At 44.4% G+C, this 16,429-nt stretch carries 13 protein-coding genes; 5 read left to right on the top strand and 8 right to left on the bottom strand.

The features are described from left to right. The first annotated feature begins 2 nt into the window (after nucleotides 1–2). The 5 genes from ftsA (at nucleotide 3) to HMPREF0663_RS05670 (ending at nucleotide 5,632) form a co-directional block, all read left to right on the top strand. On the top strand, nucleotides 3–1,454 hold the full coding sequence (gene ftsA, locus HMPREF0663_RS05690) for a cell division protein FtsA (protein WP_004369339.1): 1,452 nt from the start codon (nucleotides 3–5) through the stop codon (nucleotides 1,452–1,454). Between the two features lie 108 nt (nucleotides 1,455–1,562). After that, nucleotides 1,563–2,897, top strand: coding sequence for a cell division protein FtsZ (ftsZ, locus tag HMPREF0663_RS05685; RefSeq protein WP_004369338.1), 1,335 nt, complete (start codon nucleotides 1,563–1,565; stop codon nucleotides 2,895–2,897). 71 nt (nucleotides 2,898–2,968) lie between these two features. Further along, entirely contained in the window at nucleotides 2,969–3,418 is a 450-nt protein-coding gene (locus HMPREF0663_RS05680; protein WP_004369337.1) for a GatB/YqeY domain-containing protein, read from the top strand. A gap of 192 nt (nucleotides 3,419–3,610) precedes the next feature. Then, nucleotides 3,611–4,549, top strand: a complete 939-nt coding sequence (locus HMPREF0663_RS05675) for an alpha-L-rhamnosidase N-terminal domain-containing protein (protein ID WP_004369336.1) — start codon at nucleotides 3,611–3,613, stop codon at nucleotides 4,547–4,549. 204 nt (nucleotides 4,550–4,753) lie between these two features. Then, nucleotides 4,754–5,632 (top strand): AraC family transcriptional regulator, encoded by an 879-nt coding sequence (locus HMPREF0663_RS05670; RefSeq protein ID WP_004369335.1) that lies wholly within the window; start codon nucleotides 4,754–4,756, stop codon nucleotides 5,630–5,632. 129 nt (nucleotides 5,633–5,761) lie between these two features. Here HMPREF0663_RS05670 and HMPREF0663_RS05665 read toward each other — a convergent pair whose 3' ends face one another. The 8 genes from HMPREF0663_RS05665 to HMPREF0663_RS05630 all read right to left on the bottom strand — a co-directional run bounded on the left by HMPREF0663_RS05665 (nucleotide 5,762) and on the right by HMPREF0663_RS05630 (nucleotide 16,247). Then, nucleotides 5,762–6,427: a DUF3109 family protein gene (locus tag HMPREF0663_RS05665; RefSeq protein WP_004369334.1), complete on the bottom strand. Its 666-nt coding sequence runs from the start codon at nucleotides 6,425–6,427 to the stop codon at nucleotides 5,762–5,764. Between the two features lie 6 nt (nucleotides 6,428–6,433). Beyond that, nucleotides 6,434–7,099, bottom strand: coding sequence for a uracil-DNA glycosylase (locus HMPREF0663_RS05660; protein WP_016665477.1), 666 nt, complete (start codon nucleotides 7,097–7,099; stop codon nucleotides 6,434–6,436). A 173-nt stretch (nucleotides 7,100–7,272) separates the two neighbouring features. Continuing rightward, nucleotides 7,273–8,922: a C10 family peptidase gene (locus tag HMPREF0663_RS05655; protein ID WP_016665476.1), complete on the bottom strand. Its 1,650-nt coding sequence runs from the start codon at nucleotides 8,920–8,922 to the stop codon at nucleotides 7,273–7,275. A gap of 147 nt (nucleotides 8,923–9,069) precedes the next feature. Continuing rightward, nucleotides 9,070–9,864: a hypothetical protein gene (locus tag HMPREF0663_RS05650; RefSeq protein ID WP_004369331.1), complete on the bottom strand. Its 795-nt coding sequence runs from the start codon at nucleotides 9,862–9,864 to the stop codon at nucleotides 9,070–9,072. A gap of 27 nt (nucleotides 9,865–9,891) precedes the next feature. Then, complete coding sequence (locus HMPREF0663_RS05645) at nucleotides 9,892–11,505, bottom strand: RagB/SusD family nutrient uptake outer membrane protein (protein WP_016665474.1); 1,614 nt, start codon at nucleotides 11,503–11,505, stop codon at nucleotides 9,892–9,894. Between the two features lie 25 nt (nucleotides 11,506–11,530). After that, nucleotides 11,531–14,725, bottom strand: a complete 3,195-nt coding sequence (locus HMPREF0663_RS05640) for a SusC/RagA family TonB-linked outer membrane protein (protein ID WP_004369329.1) — start codon at nucleotides 14,723–14,725, stop codon at nucleotides 11,531–11,533. A gap of 550 nt (nucleotides 14,726–15,275) precedes the next feature. Then, on the bottom strand, nucleotides 15,276–15,707 hold the full coding sequence (locus HMPREF0663_RS05635) for an Hsp20/alpha crystallin family protein (protein WP_016665473.1): 432 nt from the start codon (nucleotides 15,705–15,707) through the stop codon (nucleotides 15,276–15,278). Nucleotides 15,708–15,836: 129 nt separating this feature from the next. Beyond that, a complete protein-coding gene (locus HMPREF0663_RS05630) occupies nucleotides 15,837–16,247 on the bottom strand; it encodes an energy transducer TonB (RefSeq protein WP_004369327.1) in 411 nt (136 codons plus the stop codon). Between the last annotated feature and the right edge of the window lie 182 nt (nucleotides 16,248–16,429).

Below are 16,429 nucleotides of genomic sequence, written 5' to 3'. Positions count from 1 at the left end.
GTATGGCAATGGAATTTATAGTAGCTATTGAACTGGGATCATCAAAGATTACCGGTATTGCAGGAAAGAAAAACTTAGACGGCAGCATATCTGTACTTGCTGTTGTCAAGGAAGATTCCACCTCATGCATACGCAAAGGTGTAGTGTACAACATAGACAAAACGGTACAATGTCTGGGTAATATCATCAATAAACTGGAGACTGCGCTCAAAACAAAGATAGCTCATGTCTACGTAGGTGTAGGAGGACAGAGCATACGAAGTATCAAGAATGTAATTGTAAAAGACTTGGCAACAGAGACAATCGTTACCCAAGAGATGATCAATGAGCTCATGGATGCGAATCGAAGCATGACTTATCCTGAACAAGAAATACTCGATGCAGCCACACAAGAATACAAGGTAGATGCGCAATATCAAATAGATCCTGTTGGTATACAGTGCACCCGTTTGGAAGGGAACTTCCTTAATATCCTGTGGCGTAGGGCATTTTACCGCAATCTTAATAAGTGCTTCGATCAGGCGGGCATAGCTATTGCCGAAATGTATTTAGCGCCATTGGCACTTGCCGACAGCGTATTGACCGAAGCGGAGAAACGTTCGGGGTGCGTATTGGTAGACCTCGGCGCCGACACTACCACCGTTTCGGTATATCATAAGAATATCCTTCGTCACCTTGCCGTTATCCCATTGGGCGGAAACAATATCACCAAAGACATCGCCACACTGCAAATAGACGAGCAAGATGCTGAAAAGATGAAACTCGATTATGGCTGCGCATACACCGATAATAACGATATAGACAATACATTGCAATTGCCTATCGACCAAGATCGCAGCATAGAAAGCCGTAAATTCATAGAGATAGTGGAAGGAAGATTGGAAGAAATCATTGAAAATGTATGGTTCCAAGTGCCCAATGAGTTTGCAGACAAGCTGCTCGGAGGTATTGTTCTCACCGGTGGCGGCTCCAATCTGAAAGAAATAGAAAGGGCATTCCGCAACCATACACATATCGAAAAAATCAGAACGGCGAAGTTTGTAACGCAGACCATCAATTCATCAAATCCTGAAATAACGGCTCAAGACGGCACCATGAATACCATCCTCGGCCTTTTAGCCAAAGGAGATATGAATTGTGCAGGCGACGAAATCACCAACGACTTATTCCGTACAGGTGAACAAAAGCCTGTTTCCACCACCGCCGACCTGCACAAAGAGCCGCGCCCGATGACGGCAACGCTCGGCACGGGTGTAGTACAAACCGAAGCTGAAAAGATGAAGGCAGAGGAAGAGGCACGCCGTAAAAAGGAAGAAGAGGAAGAAGAGCAACGCCGTATAGCAGAAGAAGAGGCACGCCGAGAAGCCCAAATAAAAAAAGAAAACAGTAGCATGCACAAACTTATGAAGAGCGTAAAGAACTTTATGAGGAAGATTACAGAAGAGGAAGAATAACTTCCTCCGCCTATCGAGCAACCGCCTCAATCGAAACAAACATAGTTCGAAATACTCCATACTACTCAACAGAATATTATTAACGAACCATTTTAGACCAAATACATTATGCCTGACAAAGATAATAACAAACCCTCCATTCTGGATTTCGGAGAACCGGAAAAGGAAAACAGCATCATTAAAGTAATCGGTGTCGGTGGTGGTGGCGGCAATGCAGTGAACCACATGTACCGCGAAGGCATTCATGATGTAAGTTTTGTATTATGCAATACCGATAATCAAGCCCTCAACGATTCCCCCGTACCCGTGCATTTACAATTGGGAAAAGAGGGACTCGGCGCCGGTAACAAACCCGCCAAAGCTCGCGAGGCAGCCGAAGAAAGCATCGAAGATGTACGCAAAATGCTGAGCGACGGCACCAAAATGGCATTCATTACAGCCGGCATGGGCGGCGGCACCGGCACAGGTGCAGCCCCTGTCATTGCAAAAGTCAGCAAAGAACTCGGCATCCTAACCGTAGGAATTGTAACAATTCCCTTCCGTTTCGAGGGCGATCGTAAAATCGATCAGGCACTTGATGGCGTGGAAGAGATGTCGAAGCATGTCGATGCTTTATTGGTAATCAACAACGAACGCTTACGGGAAATCTATCCGGAGCTTACGGTTCTCGATGCTTTCGGCAAAGCCGACGACACACTGAGCATAGCCGCAAAGAGCATAGCCGAGATTATTACTAACCACGGACTTATCAATCTCGACTTCAATGATGTAAAAACAGTGCTCAAAGATGGCGGGGTAGCTATCATGAGTACGGGGTATGGCGAAGGTGAAGGGCGTGTAAGAAAAGCTATAGATGATGCCTTAAACTCGCCGCTTCTCAATGATAACGACATATTCAATTCGAAAAAAATTCTTCTAAGCATCAATTTCTGCAACGAGAAGAACGATAAATCGGGCCTGATGATGGAAGAAATGAACGATGTTAACGACTTCATGGCCAAATTCGGCAGCGATTTTGAAATCAAATGGGGTATTGCCATCGATCCCGAACTGGGCAAACGCGTCAAGGTAACTATTCTTGCAACAGGTTTCGGAATTGAGAATGTCGACGGTATGAATTCGCATCTTGGTCGAAAGCATACCCAAGAAGAGGCAAACCGTATAGCAGAAGAAGAGGAAAAAGCGGCCGAACGGCAGGATCGTCGCAATCGTTATTACGGCAAAGACAGTAACAATACGCAGTATAAACGGCGCCCCCACATCTTTTTGTTCCGTCCCGAAGACCTCGACAATGAAGATATAATCCTCGCAGTAGAGAATACTCCCACCTACAAGCGTACCCGACAGATGCTCGAAGAGATACGCAATCAAGCTGCAAGAAACGGGAATTCCGAAAATAAAGACGGCGGAGAACCTATACAGGGAGTCATCTCTTTTGCATAAAAACAATAAAACATTTACAACGGCAAAAATCGATAAACATCCTGCCGATACATTCTAAAAACAAAAAGAAAATGGCATTATTCGACCAAATAAGCGAAGACATCAAGTCAGCCATGAAGGCTCACGACAAAGTTCGGTTAGAAACGCTCCGAAACATCAAGAAAGTATTCCTCGAAGCCAAGACAGCTCCGGGCGCTAACGATACGTTGGAAGACGCCGATGCGCTGAAGATAATTCAGAAACTCGCCAAACAAGGTAGGGAAACCGCACAGACCTATAAGAATAACAACCGCGAAGATCTTGCAACAGAAGAACTGGCTCAGGTAAACATATTAGAGGAATACCTGCCCAAAGCACTTTCTGCGGAAGAGATAGAGCAGGCAGTGAAAGCCATCATTGCCGATACCGGTGCACAAAGCATGAAGGATATGGGCAAGGTAATGGGTATGGCTTCCAAACAAATGGCAGGCAAAGCCGACGGTCGGATGATATCTGAAATCGTCAAAAAATTACTCTCTTAAATCGATATACAGCCATACCGGCAAGATGGAGACACCATTCGTGTCTCCATTTTTATTATCCTTTTAAATCAAAGGATTGTAAATACCGATAGCAGAGTTGACTTAAAAAGCGAATACTGCACAGCGGTTTACTGCATTTTTTGCAAAAATTGTATAAGAATACGCACTAAAAACAGTATTTTTGTACCGGTTATGGACGTAACAAAACTACGATATTTCATACTTGCCTGTCTGTTTTTACTGGCAGGCAGCCACACTGTAGCGCAAGAATTCGATACGCATTGGATTGCTTACCCCACGGTAGACAGCACATCGCAGATATGGTTTCGCCGCACATATACTACCCGTGAACGCCCCGTACAAGCCACAATCAGCATCAAGACTACCGGAAGGTTCGAATTATTCGTGAACGAACGCAATATAAGTACCGATGTTCTTACGCCTTACCGTGAAGAAATGTCAGACAACAGCATAACTACCGAGTACGATATCACGCGCTTTCTCTGCTCCGGCAACAATACCATAGCCGTGTGGTATTCGCCCTCTTACCCGCATATCAACCCCAGACAGCTATCCGTAACATACAGCGGAAAGACGAAAGATGGCAGACGCTTCGCCCACGTGTCCGACGAAAGTTGGTTATGCCACAAAGCCAATCGCCGGCTACTGCCTGCAGGCGGCGAACTTTTAGACAACACCTGCTACCCGCTGAAGTGGAATTCGGAAGACATAGATGCAGCATGCTGGCTCAGCGCCATAAGCATTCCCAACACGCATCAAGAACAAACAAAGGTTTACAAAGGCTGCTATCCGGCATACAAAGTGAACCGCATACGCCATCAGAACTACTTCGATACCGGGGGAGACAGCACGCTCTACGAATTCGGAACAGCTTTCCGTGGCTGGATAAGAGTAACTTTGCGTAATGCAAAAATAGGCGAGAACATCGATATAGGAGGCATGAAATACGTCTGTAACGGCAAAATGGACGAACAGGCCTATCGCAAATTCACATTGCCCGAATGCCGCCGTGTCATCGTATATGGCGATAACCGCTTCAGCAGAGAACAGATACAGGAGATAGAAGCCATCGAAATAGTGCCTTATACCCACGATGCCTTTTCTTTTTAAATCCTCTTATCACCGCTCATTCTCTTATCTCTTTCCCCCACCTTGCACAGGCAGTTACCACAGACATACCCTCTACCGGCATTACCCCTGCTAAGCAAGTTTGTCAGACATATCGTTTATGCGACATAGATCATCACTCTTTTTCCATGAATTACAAACTATTTCAAAGATTTTTCGTATTTTTGTAACCAAAATACACAAGAAATGAACAGAAAACCTATCAACGAAATAACCATCGAAACGGTAAAAAGGATCACCCATGCCAGCTGTATAGACAACGATTTGGTAATATTCGACAACTTTGCCGAGATACCCTTACCCAACGAACCGCGACGTATGAATTGTTTACTCTTGGCGCTCTGTCGGAACGGAAGTGCGCGGTACACCGTGGATACCGAAGAACAAACCGTGAAACCCAACGATATAATCATTATAAGTGAGGGGCAAGTGGTCGATAACTATATGCTCAGTGGCGACTGCAACGGTATAGGATATCTCATTTCTTATAAATTTTTCAACGAAATCATCAAGGGCATCCACGAGTTGTCGTCGCTTTTTCTGTTCTCAAGAAGCCATCCGGTATGCACACTTCATGCAGATGAGACCGAAACACTTATCACCTACTTCAATATGATTAAGGAACGGGTGAACGATACCGACCATCATTTCAGGAAAGAAACGGTACAATCGTTGTTTACTACGATGATCTATGACATCAGCAACGCCATCTACCGTATACAGAATATAAAAGATAAGAAGCAAACACGTGCGGAAACCATCTTTAGAGACTTTATCAAACTGGTTGAACAGAACTTCCGACGTGAACGACGTGTGGGATGGTACGGCCTTCAATTAGGTATTACGCCCAAATACCTATCGGAAACAATCAAGCAGATTAGCCGTCGTACGCCCAACGAATGGATAGATAATTACGTTACCTTAGAGATAAGAGTACAACTAAAGAACTCAACAAAAAATATCAAAGAAATTGCCCAAGACATGAATTTCCCGAACCAAAGTTTTTTAGGTAAATATTTTAAGGAACATGTGGGAACTTCTCCATCGGAGTACAGGAGGAGCTAAATGGAGAAAGAGCAGCCTCCGCCACCATCTTACAAAGGGGTGAGTCACCCTTATTGCAACGTTTCAAAGGGAGAAAGGTAAAAGAATAAAATAACAGATTGCTGGTTTTAAACGAGATTTCATCACAGTTCATCGCTCTTCACTCATCACTCTTCCCTCATCATTTCCCCGATTCTCCCCTCTTTCGGAGGGGGAGGGAGAGGTTTCAATACCCAATTCTCTCGCCGCTTGGCATAGCTCTTGATACCACTCTTTACCGAAACGACGAATTAAAGGGGCTTTCAGAAACTTGTAGACAGGCAGGTTCAATTCGTTTCCTTTCCGTACTGCACTGCTACAGATTTCCCACCTATGATAGTTGATGCCTACAAGATCGTTCGAAAAACGCTTCTCGCGAATGGGGTACAACGCACAGGAAATGGGTTTACAGAATTTGGTTTTACCGGCTCTATGGGCACATTCCAAGGCACAGAGGCACATTCCGCCTTCGTAACAAGTAAAAACACAATCTTTTCCATTTACGATGCTGGTAACAAGGTCGCCGTCCCTATCGGCATAAGCCACGCCCTGCATGTCGATTACCGACTGCGCCGAAGCCGACAGTTCGCTCCACACATGATCTAAAGAGGCTTCAATTTCTCCGATTTCATCGAGGGTAACAGGCGCACCGGCATCGCCTTCAATGCAGCAAGCTCCCTTGCATACATCAAGATCGCAGCAGAATTTCTGGGTAAGAATATCAGGCGAAACCAGCACGTTTCCCACCTGTAGAATATGAAGTTCGCGTTCCTGCATGAGACTTTACCACTTGATAGGCTCGATACCCTGCTGTTGCAGATAGGCATTACAGCGCGAAAAATGGTGATTGCCAAACCATCCTCCACGATTGGCCGACAGAGGAGAAGGGTGCACAGACTGTAGAATAAGGTGCTTGGAGGCATCGATAAGCGATGCTTTGCTGCGGGCATAACCGCCCCAAAGTATGAAAACAAGATGTTCGCGATCGGCATTCAGCGCCTTTATAGCCGCATCGGTGAACTCTTCCCAACCCTTTCGCTGATGGCTGCCTGCCATATGTGCCCGCACCGTAAGCGTGGCATTGAGCAACAACACACCCTGTTCGGCCCAGCGGGTAAGGTTGCCTGTGGCAGGTATAGGCGTACCGAGGTCTTGCTTGATCTCCGTAAAAATGTTGACAAGCGATGGCGGAAAGGGGATACCATCGTTTACCGAGAAGCTCAGACCGTGCGCCTGTCCGAGTTCGTGGTAGGGATCTTGACCGATAATGACCACCTTTACCTTGTCGAACGGACAAAGATTAAAGGCGTTGAAGATGAATTTTCCGGGCGGAAAACATTGATATTGCATATATTCTTCGCGAACGAAGCGTGTTAGGTCGATGAAATACTGCTTATCGAACTCGGTACCAATATGCTGTTTCCAACTTTCTTCTATTTTAACATTCATATAAATACGGATATTTTCGTTCCAAATGCTATCGTTGCAAAGATACGATATTATCGCCGATTGGCAAAGCATAAAGACAGAAAACAGTACGGGAAGCATGGATAGCAAAGCAGGCTATCCCGAATAGGATAGCCTGCAAAGAGTTTTGACAATATGTAAAACGCCTGATATCGTTACTTGCTCACCTTCTTACCATTTACGATATAGATACCCTGAGGAAGGGAATTCATATCATAACCTGCAAAACGACCGTCGACAGTATAAATTTTTTGGTTCTTTTTTCCGGCAACAGACTCGATATGCTTTATCGCCGTGATAGTTGTCCATGCATCATCTTTGTCGAGCGTTACGGTATAATCGCCGTTCTTTACATGCAAAACAGCGCTATTGACCATGCCTTCAGGGCGGCGAACCAAGCGCCAATCGCTGTCACGGGCAGTCTTCGAAGCAGGATAGACACGGTAGTCGCCATCGCTCAACGACTCCGGTAAGGTTACTACGCCGGCAAGTTGAACATTTATCAAATGCCCGTTGGCAATGTTGTTTATGGCATCTTCTTTCAAAACCTGCTTCTTGCCATTGCCGTCTAAGATAATGGCAACAGTGCCGGAAAAAGGCTCTCCGCAAAGATTGTATAAGTTCTTGGTGAATACGGACACCATCTTTTTGGTGAGATGCCTTGCATCGAACGCTTCTTCTGCTATTATATGCGATTGATACTCTCCCGTCTTTTCGGGTGAAATGTAAATCAGCATGTCTTGTCCTTCGCTGAATTGAAAGCCTGTAGGGTTCAATAAAGCAATATCGTAGTAATCGTTTCCGCCATCGGCACCCCATCCCCAGTTCACATGTATCAGTCCGTTTGCATCGTAACCGTCGAGCACAAAGGCATGTCCTCCTTGCGTTGCATCGGCACCGGCATAGTAAATGGGGCGATCATTGTTCAGTTCCGTATAAATCAGTTTCATCCATTCAGAAACAGAATAGAAAGCCCTATTCAACAAATCGATGTTCTCATTATAAGTAAAATAGTTGATCATACCCGTTCGTGCCTCCGATGAATAGGCGCCGCTACCGTTGGGTGTGTATTGCATGTCTACGGCAACACCGCAGTGGAGCATCAATGTTGAAACGGCGGTTGCCTGCGTCTGCGTATAATTTCCCCTTACGTAATTGTCCAACATATTGTCCCAATCATAAGTGGCAGCCCCGAAATCGGCACTTAATATGCGTCCATCGCCCGTTGTGGGGGTGAAACTATACTGATGAGAACCTTTTCCATGTACAGGATAACGGTGATAATACATTATCTGCGACAAGGCCGTAGCCACGCAACCTGTAGGATATGCCGCACCGCTTGCCGTGGTAGGGCACTGCGAGTTATAAGGAGCATCTTGGTTCCATGTGCTCTTCAACAGCGGTGCAACGGTCTGTTTGAAGTTCCCTTGCGGAATGACGGGTGCCTTGCGGGCATTACCTTCGGCTATCATGGCAGCCATCGATTTGGCTGCGGTGCGTACAAACCAAGCCAAACCTCCATTGCCTTGCAAGTCGAATTTGCTGTCCGAATAGCCTATAACGGCCGGAAAAGCATCGTCGTTGGCAATGATGGCGAAACCGCCACCTGCATATCCGAAGACCGAGAGCATCTTTTCGGCATGTAGTTCCTGTATTCCGTCATCGGTGCCCCATGTTCCTTTCGCACTTGCAGGATGTTGAATAACGGCCACTGCTGCCGAAAGTTTCGCCGAACGGGTGCGTTCTGTTGCCTGTACAACTGCCGCGAGCCCAATTAATACCAAAGAAATAAAAATTTTCTTCATAACATTTACAATTTTAAGAAGCACTCTGCAAGTCAATTACTTACTTATCTTTCCGTAACAATGCCCTGCAAAACCGCCGATTGTTGATGTAAGAAAAAACCGGATCAGGATGTTCCGATCCGGCTTATATAATATAATTGTCGTTGATTAATCGGTAAACACGATTGTTTCGTTTTTTGTTCCAAAAGAACTAACCCCGGGAACCATAAACGCTACTTTCAGTGTAGCGGTTTTCGAGGCGGTATCATAAGTACCTGCAACACCCGAACCTTCGACGCCTTCTGCCGTAACTTTAGCGTCACCCTTGGCATTCCCGATCATGTAAACCGTTCCGTATCTGGAATGGTTGAATGCTCGCTGTCCGCTAATAACCACCGAATTATCTTTGTTAATTGTAAACGTGATGTCATAATCCCAACCATCTTTAGAAGCGGGAATAAGATAAGTATATTCACCGATTTTATAGATCGGAGTATCGAACTGGGTTCCCAACAATGTCGAAACATACGTTCCCTCATACTTCTGATAACGTGTAACCACGTATGTAAGACCGGTCGGTCCGTATTCATAGGCGTCATCGCTTGCTACAGAGATAACGACAGTATCTGTAGAAGCCTCTGCTATATTGAAACTAACAGATACTGTTTTCGTTTTTTCTCCTGCATTGAAAGTTACTTCCGCAGGTACTTGAAACTTCGTATTCGACGAAGTAAGATGCACGGTACCGGCCTGTGCAGAGTCGGAACGAACCACTTTGACATTGAAAGTCTGGTCTGCAGTAGGCAAAAAACCTAAGACCGTAGAACCCTCTGCATTGATGTATGCGTTACCTTTAGACGCTGCAGCCGGCGCGTATTCGTATTCATCGGTGCAAGATGCTGCAACCATCGAAATGAGAGCACCGACCAATGCCATATAAATATATTTAGAAATCTTTTTCATTTTGGCTTTTTTAAAAGTTACTTCATACTATGGAATGGGCTGATATTTATCAGAAGGGTTCGGATTGTTATAACCTACAACACCCTTATTATTATTCGTTTCGTTACGCACAAGAACAATATTCATCCATGCAGGGCGCCCATTCGTATTGAAACGGCACAACTCATAGAAGTTATTTCCTTGATATGAACGGGTAACCGAGTAGTTCAGACGTTTGATATCGTAGAACGACTGACCTTCGCCCCATAGCTCTACACGTTTCTGGAATACAACTTCTTCGATAACCTCATCCTGTGTACTTGCCGATGTGGTATAACTCGGATCGCGATAAGTTTTCATGAACGTCTCGAGCAATTGCTTGCCGGTTGCTGCATTTTGGTGTGCGGCAGCTTCGGCTTCTATGAAATACATCTCCTCCACACGCATAATCGGATAGCAAGTGGCTGCAGCAACTGATGATTCTCTGTCGTTTCCACTACCCGGACGGAACTTCACAGAAGCATAAGTAGGAAGTTGTTGCTTGTAAGTTGAACTCAAGAAAGAAACCTTATCGGCCAATGTAGAACCGGTAGGAGCTTTCCATTCGAGCTTACGCCAATCGGTATCACTGATACGATCGTATATGGCTCTGCCTATCATACTATAAACTCCTCCACCACCGGCATAGCCGAAGCTCGTTTCATTAGAGGCAAATGAAGTCCAATTGATAATTCCTGTTCTTACGCTTATATCATCGGAAGTTTGCTTAGCGCCCCACATCCAAGGATCGTTTACATTGAAACCCGTTGTAGTATTCAATGCCTGCTCCTGCGTCATGGGCGACAATTTGCTTGCATTGATAGCTTTACGCGCATATTCTTGGGCATGGGGATAGTCTTCTATCCACATATAGAAGCGTGCTTTCAATCCCAATACACATGCCGAGTCGGGCATGATCTTTCCCGAAGTATCGGTTAATTTACCGATATATTGCTCGGCTTTATTCAAATCGCTAAGGATAAACTCTTTCATTTGGTCGCGTGTAGCACGCGGAGTGTTACGGGCATCTTGCTCGGAAGTTTGGTCCGTTACGATAGGAACGGTCAAGTTGGTTACCGTATTACCCACTTCATTCTTGCCATCAGTAAACTTATCGTTCGGCAAGAACTCGTACATACGCGCCAAATCCAAATAACACAACGCTCTAAACGCATAACCGACACCGAGATACCCCAACTGTTCGGAGGTTGCACTTTCCGGATTTACGCCGCCAACCAAGTTGTTTGCGGCAAGCACAAAACCATAATAATAATTCCAAATAAACTGTACACTTTGATACTCCGTACCTAAATAAGTGTTCTTCTCATACATATCGAACTGGTCATAATTACTTTCTGCTATGGCCATGTCGGCAGTCATCACATCACGTATATGCATTATAGCACCATATCCGAATGAATAATGCGCGCTACGATTCCATACATAATTGAAATATGCGGGCAATGCATTCGCCAAAGCCCTCGTAGCAGAAGGCGAACGTTCTATCTGCTTCGTCGTAGCAGTACCGTTCATAGGCTCGGTCTCATCGATACAACTCACAAGAGACAGTATCCCCAAACCGAGAAATACCACACCTAATATCGATTGATTTATCTTTTTCATAAACATCATCTTTTTAAAAAACACCTTAGAATGTAACTGTTATACCGCCTGATACCGTACGAATAGGAGAGTAATACTCATTGGATACGGAGCCTGAAATACTCTGGCGGGGATCGAGTCCCTGACGTTTCGACCACAGCCATAGGTTATCTCCCACAGCATATACACGCACCTTTGCGATACCCAGCGTTCGTATCCATCTCTTAGGCAGTGTATATCCGATCGTTACGTTCTGCAAATTCAAGTAAGAAGCACTTGTCAAGAAACGGTCGCTTCTTGCCGTCATGAACTTGTCATTGAATTGCAAACGGGGTATATTAGAACCCTTATTATCTGCGCTCCATGCATTCAATATATCTGCATGCAATGCATGACCGCGTTCGAGATTCATCGAGCTGGCATAGTCACCGTCGTAAACCTGTCCACCCAGCTGGTAGGTAAAGTCTACAGAAATATCGATACCTTTCCAAGCTAATGATGTACCGAAACCGCCATAAGCATCGGGAAGAGCCGTACCGCACAGATACATGGTCGCATCCGAGGTCGTATTGGTAGTTTCCCGACCGGATAGGGTTCGATTACCCTCGGCATCTGTCTTATACACATCTTTATAATAAAGCGCCTCGCCAGTATTTTGGTCTACACCGGCATACTTGTACATATAATATGTATAGATAGGAAGTTTCTCTCCATAGAAGTAATTGCCATTGGTATATCCACGTTTACCTTCTATAGTAAGCGTCTTATTCTGATCTGCAAGCCGTGTAATCCTGTTTCTATACGAAGTCAGGTTCATACGGGCAGACCACACAAGGTCTTTCGTACGGAGTATATCGCCGTTAAGTTCAACTTCTACACCTGTATTCCGCATATCTCCGATGTTAGCATAGTAACCTGTCCAACCGAAAGAAGGTGGAAGTGTGAACCAAGCAAGCATATCATTGGTCTGACGACTAAAGAAAACAATGCTACCCGTTAGGCGCTGACGGAAGAACGAGAATTCAAAACCGGTATTAAACATACCCTGTTTTTCCCAAGAAATTTTAGTATTTCCTTTTCTTCGAGGCAGCAGAGAAATATTTCCAGCAGAAGGAGTAATCGTATAAGTATTGATATAATTGAAAGCACCGATAGCATCGTTACCTTGCTCACCGTAAGAGGCTTTGAACTTCAACTCGTCTACCCATGGTGCGTTGAACCATTTTTCTTTAGAGATAATCCATGCTCCTCCGAGCGACCAGAAGTTTCCCCAACGGTATGAAGGATCAAAATATGAGGAAGCATCACGGCGGAAAGAAAATTCACCGAAATACTTATCACCATAGCTATAGTGTGCTCTACCGAACCAACCTTCCGTATTGTAATCCGTCTTTTCCGACGAAGCACCTTGCGTAATAGCCGCGCCATTGAGCTCCGGATAATCATTAGAGAACATATTGCTCTTATTGCCAGACAGAGAATACACCCTTGTACGGTAATATTCATGACCAACCATCGCCTCCACATCGTGCTGTCCGAACACATGATGCCAATTGAGCAACTGCTGATAGTTATAAGACCATCTGCGTCCATGGCCCACTACGGCAATACCCTTAGAACTTGCATACTGCCCGAACCAAGGATTCGTCGTATGGTTCTCACGATTCTCATCCAAATATACGCTATTGGTAGAAGAGAACCTGAAGTCTTTCAGGAAACGTATCTCCATGGTTCCGACGCCATTGAATGTATTCCCTTCATTGTAACGCAGATTTACTTGCGCGTCCGACAACGGATTTGCCTGCGACAAATAAGGGCGTTGGGCACCATTGATCTTGCCGTCTCCATAATCATAAAGGCGGATGCCTGACTCCTGATGCCACATAATATTACCTTGCCCGTCGCGAATATACAGCGGATAGATCGGCGCCACTTTCGTTAAAGAGAACATATTACCGGAGCTACCAGCTGAGCCGTCATTGGCAATAGAGTTTTGCGTATAGTGCGCATAGTTCATGTTGGCACCCACTTTCAGCCAAGGTTTAATCTGATAATCACCTTTCAGACGAGCTGTAAAGCGCTTATAATCCGAATTCTTGGTAATACCTTCGAGGTCCAGATAATTGGCAGAAGCGTAAAAAGTAGACTTCTCCGTGCTACCATTAGCCGTTACGGAGTACTCCTGACGCAGACTATGCTTGTAAGTAGCCTTAGTCCAATCATCCGGATAGAGCATATACTGGTTTCCATTATAAGAAATTACATTACCCAATGTAGCTTTCGGGTTGAGTTTCCCATTAGAGCCGATCATATATTCGCCCTGCGGAACGTTATATACATTATATCCCAAGCCGAAACCATCGTTTGCTGTAAGGTGCTGATTAGCAAATTCCATTGCCTGAGTATCCGAATACTGACGAGTACCTTTGGCGTAGTTATACAAACCTCTGTACCATGTTTCATAGTAACCCGCGGGATCATTGATATATTCATAGTCGGGAATAGCGCGCGAATTGACACCCCATTTAGCATCGACCGTTATATACGAATGGTCGGTACGCCCGTTCTTCGTTGTTATCATTATAACACCATTAGCACCGCGAGCACCGTAGAGTGCTGCCGAGGCCGCATCTTTCAGTACCGTAATATTCTCGATATCCTGCGGATTAATAGTGTTCAAATCGCCATCGAAAGGAGAACCGTCGACTACATACAACGGGGTTCTACCACTATTAATAGAACTTATACCACGAATATAGAGATTGGAGGTACCTCCGGGCTGGCCTGAAGCCTGCGACATCTGGATACCCGACACCTTACCCTTCAACGCCTCTACAGGACTGGTAACCTGTACTTTGCTGATATCATCAGACTTTACAACAGCAGCAGAACCGGTAAAAGCCGACTTCTTCTGCGTACCGTAAGCCACAACCATCACCTCGTCGAGAGTTCTGTCGTCCGGTTCGAGTACGATTTTCATCGTTGGCTTGACCGTAAGCGTTTGTGTTTGCATGCCAATATAAGAAACCGAAATCTTGGCACCGGCAGCAACAGTCAGCGTAAACTCACCATTCAGATTGGTGGCCGCTCCAGTATTCGTGCCAACAACCTTAACAGATGCACCGATAACCGGTTCCCCGTCCTCCGAAGAAACTACGGTTCCGGTAACACGCATCTGCGCCAATGCCACTCCTACACTTAAGAAGAGGCACGCAAGAATCATTGTTAGTCTTTTTTCCATAAAAATCTCTCTCTTAAAAATTAATATATTTGTAAATTATCTATCTTTCGAAATACTGTTTTATATCATTTTCATACTGTTTCAAAAAATTTTCCCTAATATCATTGGAAGTTTCATTATTCTTACTTACAATCTATTACTATTTTACCCGTTTCTCCAAACGAGACGAAACTATTTCCATCACAAATATGGATATTTGCAAAAATAGTATAATTTTGTTATATCAACAAATAAAATTATTAAACAGACGAAGAATTAAACATTTATTAACAAAGTGCTATAAATATGCGATGCACAAAGCCCGATTGATAAATATAGGAGTATTTTCGAGATATTGCTTCCGAACTGTAAGTTATACCTGTGATCTGCTATCGATTTAGATAGATAAAAGATAAGGGATGAATGATGAGCGATATAAGTGTTCGAACATGCGGTAAACAACACGAAAAAAGGAGATAAACAGACCATAATCTGTTCATCTCCCTATGGTTTATAAACGCAGATAGGTATCGTTATCAACAAACTACCCTATCTTTTTCTTCTCTGAGTATTATTCGACAGAGATTTGTCTGCCTACATTTTGAACGGATTGTTCCAACTTCGGCAACTCTACAGTAAGTACGCCGTCGTTTACTTTGGCAGAGATTTTATCTTTATCTACATCGTCGGGCAGCAGCAGAGTTTGCTCATACTTAGAATAGCTGAACTCCCTACGCAGATAATGGGCCTTTTTATTCTCATCTTTATTTTCCTGCTTCTGTTCCATCTTTATGGTAAGATTGCCTTCATCGTTGATATTTACGGTAAAATCATCTTTCTTCAATCCGGGTGCGGCCAACTCTACAACGTAGCTTTTATCGTGTTCTATCACGTTAATAGCAGGCGCAGTAGCATTTGCACGTGGCATAAAATCTGTGTTAAAGAAATCGTCGAATACACTCGGTAACCATGAATTTCTGTGCATAATCGGTAACATAATCATTCCTCCAGTTTTATTTAAAATCCTTTTATTTAATGTTCTCGGACTCTTTTCGAATCCACTGATAACATTACAACAAGCATACCAAAGGAATAATCGTGCCAAATTGTCACAACGCGAAGACATTTTGTCTTATTCGCAACATATAGGTATCGGCAATTTAAACACAATCGGAACACAGTACTTTACCTTGACAGGTTTGCCGGATAGTATTCCGGGGTTCCATCGGGGCATATTTTTCACCACACGGAGAGCCTCTTTGTTCAACAAAGGATGCACGGATCGGGCGACACATGGTTTCGTTACCCGTCCTTTTTTATCTATCACAAACGAAATAATCACCTTTCCCTGAATGCCGTCTTCTATACATTTCTCAGGATAATCCACGTTCTCTCTCAAATATTGCAGCAATGCTTGAGAACCACCCACAAACTCCGGCATTTGTTCAACGGGGCTAAAACAAACAGACCGGTCACGCACAGACTGTCCGTCAACAACTCCCACGACTGCCATCATCAATAATACTGCCCACAATCTTTTCATATTATTATTTACATTTTAAAGGAACATTCGTAAAACGAAAGTGCAATGGCATGTGTTCGTACGACGAAAACGAACCGCATACGCATTGCACTTTGCAGATTTAAGTATTGGTTTCGGGAGCAAAGATAAAGGAAAAAGGCATCCTTGTCAACACCCTATCTACGATTGACACAACACACAAC

The sequence above is a fragment of the Hoylesella oralis ATCC 33269 genome, from assembly GCF_000185145.2.
In the GTDB taxonomy this organism is placed as follows: Bacteria; Bacteroidota; Bacteroidia; order Bacteroidales; family Bacteroidaceae; genus Prevotella; species Prevotella phocaeensis.
This window is presented reverse-complemented; position numbering and strand designations above follow the sequence as displayed.